This window comes from Sphingobium sp. HDIP04 (assembly GCF_000445085.1).
Taxonomy (GTDB): Bacteria; Pseudomonadota; Alphaproteobacteria; order Sphingomonadales; family Sphingomonadaceae; genus Sphingobium; species Sphingobium indicum.
This window is the reverse complement of sequence record NZ_ATDO01000077.1, coordinates 43,433-58,428: the sequence shown is the minus strand read 5'-3', so window position 1 is coordinate 58,428 and position 14,996 is coordinate 43,433. Positions and strand designations below refer to the sequence as shown.

The following is a 14,996-nucleotide window of genomic DNA, read 5'->3' as shown; positions in this document are numbered from 1 at the left end:
ACTGCGCCGGAAATGAAAGGGCGCCCCCGACCCAAGGCCGGGAGCGCCCTGCTCAATCCCATCCCGCACGCGAGATGGGATTTGGGTCGCGGCCTACTCCGCCGCCTGCACCAGTTCCTCGATCTCCGGCGCGGCGCCGCGGCCCACGCTGACATAGACGAAGCCGGCAGCCTCCGCATCAGCCGGGCGATAGATGTTGCGCAGGTCGACCAGGCCATCGCCGCTCATGATCCCCTTGAGGCGCGGCAGATCGAGCGCCCGCAGCGCGTCCCATTCCGTGACGATGACGACCGCGGCGGCTCCTTGCGCCGCGACATAGGGATTGTCGCAGAATTCCACGCCGCTCATCATGGCGCGGGCGGCGTCCATCCCCTCCGGATCATAGGCCCGCACTTGCGCGCCGCCATCCTGCAGGGCCTGGATGATGGCGATCGACGGCGCGTCGCGCATGTCGTCGGTATTGGGCTTGAAGGTCAGGCCCAGCACGGCGATCGTCTTGCCGCGCACCGACCCGTTGCAGACCGCGACCACCTTGCGTGCCATGGCCCGCTTGCGGCTTTCGTTGATGGCCACGGTGGTTTCGATGAGGCGGATCGGCGCTCCCGCATCCTCCGCCGTCTTGACCAGCGCCAGCGTGTCCTTGGGGAAGCAGGAGCCGCCATAGCCCGGCCCGGCATGAAGGAATTTCGAACCGATGCGATTATCCAGGCCGATGCCGCGCGCCACCTGCTGAACGTCGGCGCCGACATTCTCGCACAGGTCGGCCATCTCGTTGATATAGGTGATCTTCATCGCCAGGAAGGCGTTGGCGGCATATTTGATGAGTTCGCTGGTCCGGCGGCCCGTGAACTGGATCGGCGCCTGGTTGAGGTAGAGGGGACGATAGACCTCCTCCATCACCGGGCGGGCGCGTTCGTCCTCTATGCCGACAACGATGCGGTCGGGCCGCTTGAAATCCTGGATGGCCGCGCCTTCGCGCAGGAATTCGGGGTTGGAGGCGACGGCGAACTGCGCGTCGGGATTGGTTTCGCGGACAATGCGGTCGACCTCGTCTCCCGTGCCGACCGGGACGGTGGACTTGGTGACGATGACGGTGAAGCCGCTGAGGTTGGATGCGATCTCCTGCGCGGCGGCATAGACATAGCTGAGGTCGGCATGACCGTCGCCTCGCCGCGCGGGCGTGCCGACGGCGATGAACACCACATCGGCCTGGCTGACCGATCCGGCCAGGTCGGTGGTGAATGTCAGGCGCCCCGCCTTCACGTTGCGGGCGATCAGGTCGGCAAGGCCGGGCTCGTAGATCGGCACGCCGCCGCCCTGCAACAACTCGATCTTGCGCGCATCCTTGTCCACGCAGATGACATCATGGCCGAAATCCGCGAGACACGCGCCGGATACCAGGCCGACATAGCCAGAGCCGGTCATAACGATCCGCATCACTATTCTCCTTCTTCAAACGGCTTTCGACCGACAGCCAACCGATCATGAAAGGACGCGCGAATCCATTCCGGGAAACCCCGGATGCACGGACCCTCATCCCTCATCATGGGTTGGGCGCCGGGCGAGCGAGCCCGATGCCCCTTGGCCGGAACCAGCCGGCGATTGACGCAGCGCAGCATACCGCCCTGCGCGGCATGGATGCAACGCAGCCCGCCGCTCTACGGACACATATGGGCGCGGATCAGGCGCTTAGAGCATCGTGCGGCTGAAGTTTTGCGAAAGCTCCGGCACTTCACCGGGCCGTCCGACCAGGGGACCGATGTCCGTTCCCACCGACCCAATCGATGGGACCGTCTCAGATCCCTCCAGCCACCACCGGCCAGCCGCCCCGTTCCAGTCCGGCGCTCAGATCCGCAACGCAGCGATCCAGCGCCTCCGCATCGACCGAGCGGATCACGAAATTCGCGCCGGTCTTCCCCTCGCGAAAGAAGGGATAGCTGCCGATCTGGCACCCGTCATGCGCCCGCTCTGTCGCGCCGAGCAGGTCCGCAATCTCGCTTTCCGCCACCCAGCAACCGATGGTGGCTGACAGCACCGGGAGGCCGCCTTCCAGCTTTCCCGTCAGGCTGTCCAGCATTCCGGCGGTGATATGCGGCACGCCGGCCATGATGAAGACATTGCCGTGCCGCAGGCCGGGAGCGCCCGACATGCGGTTTTCGATCAGGCTCGATCCCGCAGGCGCGCGGGCCATGCGCAGCCGCGCCTCGGTCAAGCCGCCCCGCGTCTCGTAATAGGCGAGGAGCATGGCCCGCGCTTCTGGGTGGATTTCCACGGCAACGCCCAGCGCCGCGGCAATGGCGTCCACGGTGATGTCGTCATGCGTCGGCCCGATGCCGCCGGTGGTGAACAGATAGTCGTTCCGCGCCCGAAGGGCGTTCACCGCTTCTGCGATGGCGTCGCTGTCGTCCGCGACCACCCGGACTTCGCGCAGGCGGATGCCCTGCACGTTCAGCCATGTCGCAATCTGCGACACATTCCTGTCCTGCGTCCTGCCCGAAAGAATCTCGTCGCCGATCACGATCAGCGCTGCGGTCCATATGCGGGTCGGGTCGGCCATGGGCTGGCCATAGCCTCTGCCGCGCCCCCTGCCTAGCCGCCCCCTCGCATTATGCGGCATCCCCGCCTATAATCACGTCCATGACCGAATATATGACGATGACGGCGGACGCGCCGATTTCCCGCTCGACCGCGATCAAGCTCTATGACGCGGCCGGTTTCGAAGGCATGCGCAAGGCCGGGCGGCTGGCGGCGGAGATACTGGACGCGCTGGTTCCCCATGTGGTTCCGGGCGTCACCACCGGCGAGTTGGACGACATCGTCCGCCGCATGACGCTGGACGGCGGCGGCGTGCCCGCGACCCTGGGCTATCGCGGCTATACGCATAGCTGCTGCATCTCGCTCAACAATGTCATCTGCCACGGCATTCCCGGCGATCAGAAGCTCAAGGAAGGCGACATATTGAATATCGACGTGACGCCGCTGGTCGACGGCTGGCACGGCGACAGCAGCCGCATGTATATTTGCGGCGAAGCCCCGATCAAGGCGCGCCGCCTGGTCGAGGTCACCTATGAATGCCTGATGCTGGGCATCGAGCAGGCGAAGCCCGGCAACACGCTGGGCGACATCGGCCATGCCATTCAGCGGCACGCGGAAAAGCACCGCTATGGCGTCGTGCGCGATTTCTGCGGCCATGGCCTGGGCCGGGTGTTCCACGACAGCCCGGAAGTGGTCCATGTCGGCCGCCCCGGCACGGGACCGGAACTCAAGCCAGGCATGTTCTTCACCATCGAACCGATGATCAATATCGGCAAGCCCGGCGTGAAGATGCTGGAGGACGGCTGGACGGCGGTCACCCGCGACCGCACCCTGTCCGCGCAGTTCGAACACAGCATCGGCATTACCGAAACAGGCTGCGAAATCTTCACCAAAAGCCCCGCGGGCCCCGACGCGCCGCCCTATCAGCGCTGATCATGGCGGTCATGCCTAAAAAATGGGCATCGCCTCATAATACTGCCCGGAATCCGAGCAATATGGACAAAAGTTGCTGCATCGCGGAAAGCAGTCCTGGCGATTCGCTATTTGGCACGGTAATTGATTAGGAAGAGGGGCGACGCGTGCCTTCGGGGGGCATGGTGATCGTCACTCGAGAAGGACGAAAGGCGGGATCATACCCGCCATCTGGCGCGCGTTTGAGTTGGGATAATTAGAGATGAAGAAGATCGAAGCGATCATCAAGCCGTTCAAGCTCGACGAAGTGAAGGAGGCGCTTCACGAAGTCGGCGTGTCGGGCATCACCGTCACGGAGGCCAAGGGTTTCGGCCGCCAGAAGGGCCATACCGAACTTTATCGCGGCGCCGAATATGTGGTCGACTTCCTGCCCAAGGTGAAGCTGGAGGTCGTGGTCGACGATTCGCTCGCGGAACGGGTGGTGGAGGCGATCTCTGCCGCCGCGCAGACCGGCCGCATCGGCGACGGCAAGATCTTCATTTCCAACATCGAAGGCGCGGTGCGCATCCGCACGGGCGAGCGCGACAGCGACGCCATCTGATTTTCCACCGAACTTCTCGCCGGCTTGCAGGGGATCATTTCCAAAAGTCTTGGCGGCTGACCACATCAACCTACCCCTTCGGGGGGGTATCATGAAAGAAGGGCAAGGTTCACATGGCTAACACGCCTAAAGACATCCTGAAGATGATCGAGGAAAAGGAGATCGAATGGGTCGATGTCCGCTTCACCGATCCCAAGGGCAAGTGGCAGCACCTGACCATGGTGTCTTCGGTGCTGGGCGAGGATGAACTGACCCAGGGCCTGATGTTCGACGGTTCGTCCATCGAAGGCTGGAAGGCGATCAACGAATCGGACATGATCCTGAAGCCGGACCTCGACGCCGTCTATGTCGATCCGTTCAGCGCCACGCCCATGCTGATCATCTTCTGCGACATCGTCGAACCCGACACGGGCGAACTCTACAGCCGCGACCCGCGTTCGACCGCGAAGCGCGCAGAAGCCTTCGTCAAGTCGGCCGGTTTCGGCGACACCGTCTATGTCGGCCCGGAAGCCGAATTCTTCATGTTCGACGATGTCCGTTTCAATTCGGACTATAACGAGTCCTTCTTCAAGATCGACGATGTCGAGCTGCCGACCAACACCGGCAAGGAATATGAGGGCGGCAACCTGGCCCACCGTCCTCGCGCCAAGGGCGGCTATTTCCCCGTCGCGCCGGTCGATCCCTGCACCGACATCCGCGCCGAGATGGTTTCGACCATGCTCGAAATGGGCCTGCCCTGCGACAAGCACCATCATGAGGTGGCCGCTGCGCAGCACGAACTGGGCCTGACCTTCGGCACGCTGGTGCAGACCGCCGACCGCATGCAAATCTACAAATATGTCGTGCAGATGGTCGCCCAGGCCTATGGCAAGACCGCGACCTTCATGCCCAAGCCGATCGCGCAGGACAATGGTTCGGGCATGCACACCCACATGTCGATCTGGGAAGGCGGCAAGCCGCTGTTCGCGGGCGAAGGTTATGCGGGTCTCAGCGAAACCTGCCTCTACTTCATCGGCGGCGTCATCAAGCACGCCAAGGCCCTCAACGCCTTCACCAACCCGACCACCAACAGCTACAAGCGCCTGGTGCCGGGCTTCGAAGCCCCGGTCCTGCTGGCCTATTCGGCCCGCAACCGCTCGGCATCCTGCCGCATTCCCTATGGCGCGGGCGCCAAGGCGAAGCGCGTGGAATTCCGCTTCCCCGACGCGATGGCCAACCCCTATCTGTGCTATTCGGCGCTGCTGATGGCCGGCCTCGACGGCATCGAGAATAAGATCCATCCGGGCGCCGCGATGGACAAGAACCTCTATGACCTGCCGCCGGAGGAACTGAGCCAGGTGCCGACCGTCTGCGGTTCGCTGCGTGAAGCGCTGAACTCGCTGGCCGCCGACCACGACTTCCTGCTGAAGGGCGACGTGTTTACCAAGGACCAGATCGAGGCCTATCTCGAACTCAAGTGGCCCGAAGTATACCGCTGGGAAATGGCTCCCTCGCCGGTCGAATTCGACATGTACTACAGCGCCTGATCCGTTCGGGACTGTTGGGAAAGGGGCTCGGTCGCACTGGCGACCGGGCTCTTTTCATTTCGGGCGATAGAGATGACGCGAACGCCACCTGAACGCGGAAGCCGGATCTCCAGTCCCAATCCTCCCCATTGCCCGCCTCCCGCAAAACTCCGACAATCGTCCCATGTCGATCATCGAGTCGCTCGGCCTGTCCCATCCCATCGTCCAGGCGCCCATGGCCGGCGTGTCCACACCCGCCATGGCGGCAGCCGTCTCCAATGCCGGGGCGCTCGGCTCCATTGCCGTAGGCGCGACCGATGCGGCAGGCGCCCGCGCCATGATGGAAGCCGTCCGCGCCCGGACCGACCGCCCCTTCAACGTCAATCTCTTCACTCATGCGCCGGCCCGTGGCGACCCCGCCAGGGAAGCGGCCTGGCTGGCCGCGCTGACGCCGCTGTTCCAGGCCTATGACGCCCGCCCCCCAGTCGCCCTTCACGAAATCTACCGCAGCTTCGTCGAGGACGACGCGATGCTTGCCGTCCTGGTCGAACTCGCGCCGCCGGTCGTCAGCTTCCACTTCGGACTGCCCGATCCAACCCGCATCGCGGCGCTCAAGCAAGCCGGATGCCTTCTCCTCGCCACCGCCACCAATCCTGCCGAAGCGCGGGCCGCGCGGAAGGCAGGCGTCGACGCCATAGTCGCGCAAGGCCATGAGGCAGGGGGCCACAGAGGCGCCTTCGATCCCGAGGCGCCTGACGACCAGCTCGGCACCTTCGCCCTCACCCGCCTGCTCGTCGCCCAATGCGGACTGCCTGTAATCGCGGCGGGCGGCATCATGGATGGGCAAGGCGTTCGCGCCGCTCTTGCGCTCGGCGCGGTCGCAGCGCAGCTCGGCACCGCCTTCATCGCCTGTACGGAAAGCAGCGCCGACGAAGCCTATCGCGCCGCCCTCGCGGGCCCCGGCGCCCATCATACCGTGATGACGCGCGCCATTTCAGGCCGCCCGGCCCGCTGCCTTGCCAATCGCTTCACCGCCTGGGACGCCGAAGCCGCGTTGCCGCCGCCCGCCTATCCGATCGCCTATGATGCCGGCAAAGCGCTCAACACCGCGGCGAAGGCCAAGGGCGAAGGCAGCTTCGGCGCGCAATGGGCCGGCCAGGGCGCGCCGCTGGCTCGCGCCATGCCCGCCGCCGACCTTATCCGCCTTCTGGCGAGGGAAATGCGGGAAAGCGCTTAACGCGCCTCCGGAATGGACGCCCCGAACAGCAATATCGGCTCGCCGGCAGGCGACAGCGCGATCTCGCCGCCGACGCTCGTCACCAGGGTGCGCACCATCCACGCCGCCGACGTTCGCGAAGCCAGCCCCTCCGGCGGCAAAGTCCCCGCCAGCGCGGCCCGCAGGTCAGGATCGAGCACCAGCTTCGGCCCTTCCGCCCGCACGACGATCTCCGTCACGCCTGGCCGCTTCTCCGCCCCGATGTCGAGCTGACCGCCCCGCACCAGCGCATCGCCCGCGATCAGCGCCAGGTTCAGCAGCACCTTGACCGGCAGTTTTTCCAGCATGTCGTCCTCGACCAGCCAGCCAATCTTCACCCGACCCGAAGCCGCGAACATGCCCTCTATCGCCACCCGCGCCTCATGGGTCGGCACGGCATCGCCGAAGCCGCCCGCCGAACCGAAGGCCAGGCGAAAGAATTTCAGCTTGTTCGCGGACGTCCTGGCGCTGTCCGCCAGCAGGTCCAGGCAGCGTTGCCGCATTTCCGGGTCCGTCTCGTCCGCCATCAGCTCAAGCCCGTTGTTGAGCGCGCCGACCGGACTGAGAAGGTCATGGCACAGGCGCGAGCAGAGCAGGCTGGCAAAATCGATGCTGTCGATCGGATTGGTCATGAAGGTTCGCTGCCGCCGCAAAAATGAACAGGAAGGAATGAACGGCTAATGCGCTGCCCCGCCGCGCGATGCAACCCTCCCTCACATGATGTCGAGCAAAGCCTCGACAAATTGCACCCGTCCGTCCTGCCCCGGCACGGCCACCCACAGGCGGGCCGCCTCTCCGCCGACGATCAGCCAGAGGCCGCCGTCGGGCGCGGCGCAGGCCGCGTCGGTTTCGGACGGCACGGCCAGGCCACCGGGGTGCGAATGATAATGGCCGACGATCCGCGCCCCGCCCGCCCGCGCATCGCGATGGGCCGCGATCAGCACCGCGGGGTCCAGTTCGAAATGGCGTGCCGGATCGGGCGCGACATTGGCGGCGGGCAGAACCGCCTCGATCCGTCCCGCCTCCCCCAGAAGCAGGCCGCAGACCTCATGCCGGTCGGCCGCCGCTTCGGACATGATTTGTTCCAGCAGACCCCTTGAAATCGAAACCCTCATTCCTACCTTCCTACCCAATGGTTTCGGGGGTTTCCATCATTGAAGCGACAATCGGCGAGGCGCAGGACGGCATGCGCCTCGACAAGGCGCTTGCCGAGCTGGTTCCCGACCTGTCGCGCGAACGGCTGAAGGCGCTGATCGCGGAAGGCCAGGTGACAGGCCGCCCCGCCCATGCCGGCCGATCCCCCAATCCCTCCATGAAGGTCGCCGCAGGGCAGGCCTTCGCCATCGCCCTGCCCCCGCCGATGGAGGCGCAGGCCCTGGCGCAGGACATCCCCCTGGCCATCGTCCATGAGGACGCGGACCTGATCGTCATCGACAAGCCCGCGGGCCTGGTCGTCCACCCGGCCGCAGGCAATCTGGACGGGACGCTGGTCAATGCGCTGCTCCATCATTGCCAGGGCCAGCTCTCCGGAATCGGCGGCGTGGCGCGCCCCGGCATCGTCCATCGCATCGACAAGGATACTTCTGGACTGCTGGTCGTCGCAAAGTCCGACCGCGCGCATGAAGGGCTGGCGCAGCAGTTCAAGGCGCATTCGATCGACCGGCTCTATGCCGCCATCGTCTATGGAGTGCCGCAACCGGCGGCCGGCACGGTCGACAGTTGGATCGGCCGATCCGACGCCGATCGAAAGAAGATGGCGGTTCATCGGGAAGGGCGGGGCAAACATGCCGTGACGCATTACCGGACAATGGAAAGGCTGCGCGGCGCGGCCATGGTGGAATGCAGGCTGGAAACCGGGCGGACGCATCAGGTCCGCGTCCATATGGCGCATCTGGGACACCCCTTGATCGGAGACCCGGTTTACGGTAGAGAGAGAAAAGGTTTCAAATCGATACTGGAAACGCTGGGTTTCAACAGGCAGGCATTGCATGCGAAGAGGCTGGGGTTCATACATCCGGTAACGGGTGAGGCGCTCAGCTTCGACAGCAAACTCCCTGCCGATATGCAGGAACTGTTAAGCGAGCTTCACGTATAGTTTTGGACAAGTTTGCGACGGCGCCTTGGACGCCTCTTCTGGGTCCCGCCGCGCATGAAAGGGAAAGGTGACGACATGGCTGACAAGAGCAATGTCCCCGCGGTTCCGGCGCTGGGCGGTGAAGCCAGCCTCAACCGCTATCTGTCGGAAATCCGCAAATTTCCGATTTTGACGCCCGAGCAGGAATATATGCTCGCGAAGCGCTATGCCGAACATCAGGATTCGGAAGCCGCGGCGCAGCTCGTGACCTCGCACCTGCGACTGGTCGCGAAGATCGCCATGGGCTATCGCGGCTATGGCCTGCCGGTCAGCGAGCTGATCAGCGAAGGCAATATCGGCCTGATGCAGGGCGTCAAGAAGTTCGAGCCGGATCGCGGCTTCCGTCTGGCGACCTATGCGATGTGGTGGATTCGCGCCTCTATCCAGGAATTCATCCTGCGGTCCTGGAGCCTTGTGAAGATGGGTACCACCGCCGCGCAGAAAAAGCTGTTCTTCAACCTGCGCCGGATGAAGAACAATATCGAAGCCTTCGAGGATGGCGACCTGCACCCCGACGACGTCAAGAAGATCGCCACCGATCTGGGCGTCACGGAGGAGGACGTGATCTCCATGAACCGCCGCATGGCGATGGGCGGCGACACGTCGCTCAACGTGCCGATGCGCGAGGATGGCGAGGGCCAGTGGCAGGATTGGCTGGCCGATAGCGATCCGTTGCAGGACGAACGCGTCGCCGACCGGCAGGAAAGCGAACTGCGCCACGACATGCTGGTGGAGGCGATGGACGACCTCAACGATCGCGAGAAGCATATCCTGGCGGAACGCCGCCTGGCGGAAGAACCCAAGACGCTGGAGGAACTCTCGCAGGTCTATGGCGTCAGCCGCGAACGCGTCCGTCAGATCGAGGTCCGCGCCTTCGAGAAGCTGCAAAAGGCGATGATGCGGATTGCGGGCGACAGGCTGGGCAAGATCTCTCGCCTCGCCGCCGTCTGATCGGATTTGCGGAACGCAAAGGAGCCCCGGAGTAAAATCCGGGGCTTTTTTGTATCCGCTCGCCCTTTCCCACTCGTCATTCCAGCGGAGGCCCGGATGACGAAGCATAGGCTCCCATCTTGAACCGCCGCGCAACCGCGCTACCACGGAATGATGAACGCCAAGTCCGCCGCCCCTCGCCGCCGCTCCCGATGGATCGGGATATTTCTCAAAATCGTCGGCGGCTTTGTCGCCCTGTCGCTGCTGATGGTGGTGATCTATCGCTTCGTGCCGCCGCCGGTGACGTGGACGATGCTGCTGGACCCCAACGGCATAACCAAGGATTGGATGAGCCTGGACAGGATGGACCCGGACATGGCGCGCGCCGCCATCGCGGCGGAGGATAGCCGCTTTTGCAGCCATCACGGCTTCGACGCGGTCGCCATCGCCCAGGCGATGCGCCACAATGCCAGCGGCGGCCGCATCCGGGGCGGATCGACCATCAGCCAGCAAACAGCGAAAAATGTTTTCCTGTTCCAGGGCGGCGGCTTTGTCCGCAAGGGGCTGGAGGCCTGGTTCACGCTGCTGATCGAAGCGATCTGGGGCAAGCGGCGGATCATGGAGGTCTATCTCAACGTCGCGGAAACCGGCATCGGCACTTATGGCGCGCAGGCCGGCGCGATCCGCTATTTCCGCCATGGCGCCCAGCGCCTGACCCGCGCCGAAGCGGCCCGCCTGGCCGCCGTTCTGCCCCTGCCCAAGAAACGCGCGGCGATCGATCCGCACGGCTTCACCCGCCGCTACGGCAACAGCATCGCCACCCGCATCGGCATAGTCCAGCGCGACGGGCTGGACAGCTGCCTGAAATGAGAAAGGGCACGGATTTCTCCGCGCCCTTTCCTTTTTGTCCGATAATCGGGCTTAGAAGCTGACGACCAGCGATCCCACGAACGTCCGCGGCGCGCCGATCTGTGCAAAGGTGATGCTCGTATTCGACAGCGTGCCATCGAAACCACCCACATAAAGCTTGTCGAACACATTGGTCACGTTCAACTGAACCGCCACGCCGGGCGCACCGAATTTTTCCAGCGAATAGCGGGCGTCGAGATCGACCAATGTATAGCCGGGCGCCTTGGCGCCATAGACCTGCACGCCATTCTGGAAGACGGGCAGATTCTGATCGTTCACGTAGCGCGAGCCAGTGCGCTTTGCCTGTATACCCAGACGAACGCCCTCGACCTCGCCCTGAATGCGACCGCCAAGCGTATAGATGGGAGCACCCGACTCACGCTTCCCCGATGTCTGCGCCTGGGTGGTCGCCGTCAATTCGACATCATCCTTGATCTTCGACTTCAGATAGGAACCGAAGACATAGAACATCAATTCCGGCATCGGCTGGTAGGTGATGCTGCCATCTATCCCATATTTGTCGACACGACCCAGGTTGCGATAGATTGTGGTGTCCAAATCGCGGTCATAAGCCGACGCCAGGCGATCCTTATAGATCGTGTACCACCCCGACAGCTGCGCCTGCAGCGTAGCCGTCCGATAACGAACGCCAAGGTCGAAATTGTCCGTGGTTTCGGGCGAAGGATTGGCGTTAGGATTTGCCGGATCGTAATAGAAGGATTGATAGAGGTTGTCCGTCCCCGGAACCTGCAAACCCTTTGAATAGTTGCCGAAAATATCCAACGCCTGGGTGGCGTTGAAAATGAAACCGGCGTTCGGCAACAGCTTGTCATATTTGAAGATGCGCTGTTGCGGCCCCTGCACCGCCGGGTTCGCTGTCGCATAGGCGGCCTCGATCGACGATCCCGGCTCGAAGCAGCGAAGGTTGCCCGAGGCGCTCTGAGTGAAGCAGTAGTTGTTCAGGTCGCGCTTGAAGAAAGGTGCGCGTAATCCGACATTGACGGTGAAGGCGTTGAACTTGCCGCGATATTCACCCGAAACCTGATGCAGGATGGCATAGGACAGACGGTTGCGCTTCTCCACCGCCGCACCGTTCACGTCTTTGATCGGATTGTTGACGGGAAAAGGCTCGGCGCCGAAGCCGATGGTCTGCAGATAACCCGCTTCGCCCGTCTGCCGATGACGTCCGCGATCATAGCTGTAGGCCACGCGCAACGTATTGTCATCGTCCAGATCGTAGCGCAGGGAAGCGATCAATCCATAGCGATGAGTCTGCGTCTGGCTGGGCGAATGGACACGAACGGTGTCGCGCATATCGCCGTCGCCGTTCAGGTCGCGTCCGAAATAATACTGGGCTGAGCTCGACGAGCCTTGGATGAAACCGACCGCGCCCGCAATGCCCGAGCTTGCCGGGGTGAGGCCTTCAGAAGCGATGCTGGTGCCGCCGCCGTTCGCCTTGGTATATTGATAGCTGGGATCGACGGTCAGGATCAGTCCGTCAGCCAGCGTAAAGCGTGAATTGATGCGGATGTTACCTGTATTGGACGGGTTGTATCGATACTCATAATCGGAACCGCAGGAACTCGCGGCATCGGTCGCACCAGTAATTCCGGCCGGAATGGTGCAACGAGCGGTTTCATAGAAGCGTTCGTCCTTTGTGATCGGAAAGCGGTTGGCGCTCGCGCTGCCCGCCACGCGTCCACCGTCGACCCGCAACGGAACCGAACCAAAGAAATTGTTCCGATTTTCATTATAGTGCCCCGCAAGGGAGACGAAGTCGCCATTGCTGCCGATCGGCTGGTAAATTTTGGCGTTATACTGCTGCTTGTCGATCTCGCCTATACCGCCATAAATGGCGTTGTTTGTCGCTCGGCTGGCAGAAACGAATGCGCGAGTGCCCCAGGGCGTGAAATTGCCGGTCTGAACCATGCCGAACAGACGGAAGAAGCTGAAATCGCCAACAGAAGCGACCATCTTCGCGCCAAAATCCTCATTCGGCGTGATCGAGCGATAATTCACCGTTGAACCGCTGGCAGCAGCCGTGGGGCTGTCCACATCCGTAGAACCTAGGTTCACGTTCACCTGGTCAATGATTTCGGGATCGAGCTGCTGGTTCGAATAGATCGAGTAGCCGCCCGTGTCGTTGAGCGGAAGACCGTCGAAGGTCTGGGAAATGCGGCTGTCGTCGAAGCCCCGGATCGTCATGGTGCCGCCAGCAGAACCAAAGGGATCGTTATTCTGGAAGCTGACGCCCGGAAGCTGGTTGATCACTTCGTTGATCGACTGGCCCGGTGTCTGGGCCTGGATGAACTCAGCGCCGAGCACGGCTTTGGCCTTGCTGGTCTCCGGTACGATCACACCGCCTAGCCCCTTCTCAACACTGGCGCCGGTCACGATGATTTCATTTTCAAAGTCAATCGAGCCGGTCGACTGGGCGAAAGCCGCGGCCGGTGCGGCCACGGCAATGAGCGCGGCGCTGCACATCAGAAACTGTTTCATTGATTTGGTCCCTTTGAAAGTTTGGCGCGTCGCGCCTGCTCTATTTTGCTCTGTGGAGCTGACGCCGCCTGTGGCGGCCGATGGCGACGGGCCTGTGATGCTCTGATTGCAATTTTACTACAATATAACAGCATTCACGTGACGGCCGCTTATGCAGCATAGAGATGATGCAAAGGGGGCGCTGCCAAGAGCCTATAATCTATTGATTTATATGCATTTTATGTCGACTTGCCCGCGCTGTTAGACAGTGGTGCAATTTTGCAACGCAGCAAGAATTTTTACCGAACCGCTCTTAAGACACGAAAAAGGCCAGCGAAATTCGCTGGCCCCTTCCCGATTCACGCTGTTGCGGCGCGTTACATCAGGCCGCGTCTTCGGCTCTCTTGTCCTTTTCGCTGAACACGCGAATCGGCTCCTTGCTGCCGGCGACCACATCCTTGTCGACCACAACTTCGCCCACACCCTCCATCGAAGGCAGGTCGAACATGGTGTCGAGCAGGATCGCCTCCAGGATCGACCGCAGCCCGCGCGCGCCGGTCTTGCGCTCGATCGCCTTCTTGGCAATCGCAGTGAGCGCATCGTCGGTGAAGCTGAGTTCGACATTCTCCATGTCGAACAGCTTGGCATATTGCTTCACCAGCGCATTTTTCGGCTCGACCAGTATCTTCACCAGCGCGGCCACGTCCAGATCCTCCAGCGTCGCGATCACCGGCAGGCGACCGACAAACTCGGGGATCAGGCCAAATTTCAGCAGATCCTCCGGCTCGCTCTGGCGCAGCAATTCGCCGGTCTTGCGCTCCTCGGGCGCGGCGACATGGGCGCCGAAGCCGATGGACTTGGCTTCCAGACGGTCGCCGATGATCTTTTCCAGCCCCGCGAACGCGCCGCCGCAGATGAACAGGATGTTGGTCGTGTCGACCTGGAGGAATTCCTGCTGCGGATGCTTGCGCCCGCCCTGCGGCGGAACCGAGGCGGTGGTCCCTTCCATCAGCTTCAGCAGCGCTTGCTGAACGCCCTCACCCGACACGTCGCGCGTGATCGAGGGGTTCTCGGCCTTGCGGCTGATCTTGTCGATCTCGTCGATATAGACGATGCCGCGCTGCGCCTTCTCGACATTATAGTCGGACGCCTGGAGCAGCTTGAGGATGATGTTCTCCACATCCTCGCCCACATACCCCGCCTCGGTCAGCGTGGTCGCGTCAGCCATGGTGAAGGGCACGTCGAACGTCTTGGCCAGCGTCTGCGCCAGCAGCGTCTTGCCGCAGCCGGTGGGGCCGACCAGCAGGATGTTCGACTTGGCCAGTTCCACCTCGCCCGGCTTGGTGCCGTGGTTGAGGCGCTTGTAATGGTTGTGGACCGCCACCGACAGGACGCGCTTCGCCCGGTTCTGGCCGATCACATAATCGTCCAGCACATCGCAAATTTCCTGCGGGGTCGGCACGCCGCCATCCTTCTTGCCGACGAGACCGCCCTTGGTCTCCTCCCGGATGATGTCGTTGCACAGTTCCACGCATTCGTCGCAGATGAACACGGTCGGCCCCGCGATCAGCTTACGCACCTCATGCTGCGACTTGCCGCAGAAGGAGCAGTAAAGCGTGCTTTTAGAATCGGAGCCCGTAAGCTTAGTCATTCGCCAATCTCTCTTCCCTCTTTAGAGGCGAACAGCCGCCAATGCCGAGGGATATTCTGGTCCTGGGATCATCCTAGACCGCGACG

General features: G+C 62.7%; 13 protein-coding genes. 7 read left to right on the top strand and 6 right to left on the bottom strand.

Going from position 1 to position 14,996, the window contains the following annotated elements; translation table 11 throughout:
* Positions 1-93 precede the first annotated feature (93 nt).
* The gene (locus L286_RS33055) at positions 94-1,437 is read right to left on the bottom strand and encodes a UDP-glucose dehydrogenase family protein (RefSeq protein ID WP_013040238.1); all 1,344 of its coding nucleotides are present in this window, start codon (positions 1,435-1,437) and stop codon (positions 94-96) included.
* Between the two features lie 358 nt (positions 1,438-1,795).
* Positions 1,796-2,557, bottom strand: coding sequence for a competence/damage-inducible protein A (locus L286_RS33050; RefSeq protein ID WP_020819198.1), 762 nt, complete (start codon positions 2,555-2,557; stop codon positions 1,796-1,798).
* An 80-nt stretch (positions 2,558-2,637) separates the two neighbouring features.
* Here L286_RS33050 and map point away from each other — a divergent pair, with 80 nt between their 5' ends.
* The 4 genes from map to L286_RS33030 all read left to right on the top strand — a co-directional run bounded on the left by map (position 2,638) and on the right by L286_RS33030 (position 6,790).
* Positions 2,638-3,468, top strand: a complete 831-nt coding sequence (gene map, locus L286_RS33045; protein WP_020819199.1) for a type I methionyl aminopeptidase — start codon at positions 2,638-2,640, stop codon at positions 3,466-3,468.
* Between the two features lie 241 nt (positions 3,469-3,709).
* Positions 3,710-4,048 (top strand): P-II family nitrogen regulator, encoded by a 339-nt coding sequence (locus tag L286_RS33040; protein WP_007685085.1) that lies wholly within the window; start codon positions 3,710-3,712, stop codon positions 4,046-4,048.
* A 113-nt stretch (positions 4,049-4,161) separates the two neighbouring features.
* Positions 4,162-5,574: a type I glutamate--ammonia ligase gene (glnA, locus tag L286_RS33035; RefSeq protein WP_007685079.1), complete on the top strand. Its 1,413-nt coding sequence runs from the start codon at positions 4,162-4,164 to the stop codon at positions 5,572-5,574.
* Positions 5,575-5,737: 163 nt separating this feature from the next.
* Positions 5,738-6,790, top strand: a complete 1,053-nt coding sequence (locus L286_RS33030; RefSeq protein ID WP_020819200.1) for an NAD(P)H-dependent flavin oxidoreductase — start codon at positions 5,738-5,740, stop codon at positions 6,788-6,790.
* Here the strand turns inward: L286_RS33030 and L286_RS33025 are convergent.
* Both L286_RS33025 and L286_RS33020 read right to left on the bottom strand, forming a co-directional pair.
* Positions 6,787-7,440, bottom strand: a complete 654-nt coding sequence (locus L286_RS33025) for a histidine phosphotransferase family protein (RefSeq protein WP_013040242.1) — start codon at positions 7,438-7,440, stop codon at positions 6,787-6,789. The two genes, L286_RS33030 and L286_RS33025, sit on opposite strands and share 4 nt — an antisense overlap.
* An 81-nt stretch (positions 7,441-7,521) precedes the next feature.
* Positions 7,522-7,923 (bottom strand): Mov34/MPN/PAD-1 family protein, encoded by a 402-nt coding sequence (locus L286_RS33020; protein ID WP_021223312.1) that lies wholly within the window; start codon positions 7,921-7,923, stop codon positions 7,522-7,524.
* Positions 7,924-7,940: 17 nt separating this feature from the next.
* Between L286_RS33020 and L286_RS33015 the strand changes: the two genes are divergently transcribed.
* From L286_RS33015 to mtgA, 3 genes are all read left to right on the top strand, one after another.
* The gene (locus L286_RS33015; RefSeq protein WP_020819202.1) at positions 7,941-8,903 is read left to right on the top strand and encodes an RluA family pseudouridine synthase; all 963 of its coding nucleotides are present in this window, start codon (positions 7,941-7,943) and stop codon (positions 8,901-8,903) included.
* Between the two features lie 75 nt (positions 8,904-8,978).
* Positions 8,979-9,893: an RNA polymerase sigma factor RpoH gene (rpoH, locus tag L286_RS33010; protein WP_007685074.1), complete on the top strand. Its 915-nt coding sequence runs from the start codon at positions 8,979-8,981 to the stop codon at positions 9,891-9,893.
* 150 nt (positions 9,894-10,043) lie between these two features.
* Positions 10,044-10,742 carry a monofunctional biosynthetic peptidoglycan transglycosylase gene (mtgA, locus tag L286_RS33005; RefSeq protein ID WP_013040244.1) on the top strand — a complete coding sequence of 233 codons (699 nt, stop codon included), beginning with the start codon at positions 10,044-10,046 and terminating at the stop codon, positions 10,740-10,742.
* A 51-nt stretch (positions 10,743-10,793) separates the two neighbouring features.
* Here mtgA and L286_RS33000 read toward each other — a convergent pair whose 3' ends face one another.
* Together L286_RS33000 and clpX are read right to left on the bottom strand one after the other, a co-directional pair.
* Positions 10,794-13,280, bottom strand: coding sequence for a TonB-dependent receptor (locus tag L286_RS33000; RefSeq protein ID WP_021223311.1), 2,487 nt, complete (start codon positions 13,278-13,280; stop codon positions 10,794-10,796).
* Between the two features lie 361 nt (positions 13,281-13,641).
* Complete coding sequence (gene clpX / locus L286_RS32995; RefSeq protein WP_007685071.1) at positions 13,642-14,910, bottom strand: ATP-dependent Clp protease ATP-binding subunit ClpX; 1,269 nt, start codon at positions 14,908-14,910, stop codon at positions 13,642-13,644.
* Positions 14,911-14,996 lie beyond the last annotated feature (86 nt).

Coding starts and splice junctions, on each gene's coding strand:
- L286_RS33055 (WP_013040238.1), bottom strand. CDS start 1,437: ATGCGGATCGTTATGACCGGCTCTGGCTATGTCGGCCTGGTATCCGGC.
- L286_RS33050 (WP_020819198.1), bottom strand. CDS start 2,557: ATGGCCGACCCGACCCGCATATGGACCGCAGCGCTGATCGTGATCGGC.
- map (WP_020819199.1), top strand. CDS start 2,638: ATGACCGAATATATGACGATGACGGCGGACGCGCCGATTTCCCGCTCG.
- L286_RS33040 (WP_007685085.1), top strand. CDS start 3,710: ATGAAGAAGATCGAAGCGATCATCAAGCCGTTCAAGCTCGACGAAGTG.
- glnA (WP_007685079.1), top strand. CDS start 4,162: ATGGCTAACACGCCTAAAGACATCCTGAAGATGATCGAGGAAAAGGAG.
- L286_RS33030 (WP_020819200.1), top strand. CDS start 5,738: ATGTCGATCATCGAGTCGCTCGGCCTGTCCCATCCCATCGTCCAGGCG.
- L286_RS33025 (WP_013040242.1), bottom strand. CDS start 7,440: ATGACCAATCCGATCGACAGCATCGATTTTGCCAGCCTGCTCTGCTCG.
- L286_RS33020 (WP_021223312.1), bottom strand. CDS start 7,923: ATGAGGGTTTCGATTTCAAGGGGTCTGCTGGAACAAATCATGTCCGAA.
- L286_RS33015 (WP_020819202.1), top strand. CDS start 7,941: ATGGTTTCGGGGGTTTCCATCATTGAAGCGACAATCGGCGAGGCGCAG.
- rpoH (WP_007685074.1), top strand. CDS start 8,979: ATGGCTGACAAGAGCAATGTCCCCGCGGTTCCGGCGCTGGGCGGTGAA.
- mtgA (WP_013040244.1), top strand. CDS start 10,044: ATGATGAACGCCAAGTCCGCCGCCCCTCGCCGCCGCTCCCGATGGATC.
- L286_RS33000 (WP_021223311.1), bottom strand. CDS start 13,280: ATGAAACAGTTTCTGATGTGCAGCGCCGCGCTCATTGCCGTGGCCGCA.
- clpX (WP_007685071.1), bottom strand. CDS start 14,910: ATGACTAAGCTTACGGGCTCCGATTCTAAAAGCACGCTTTACTGCTCC.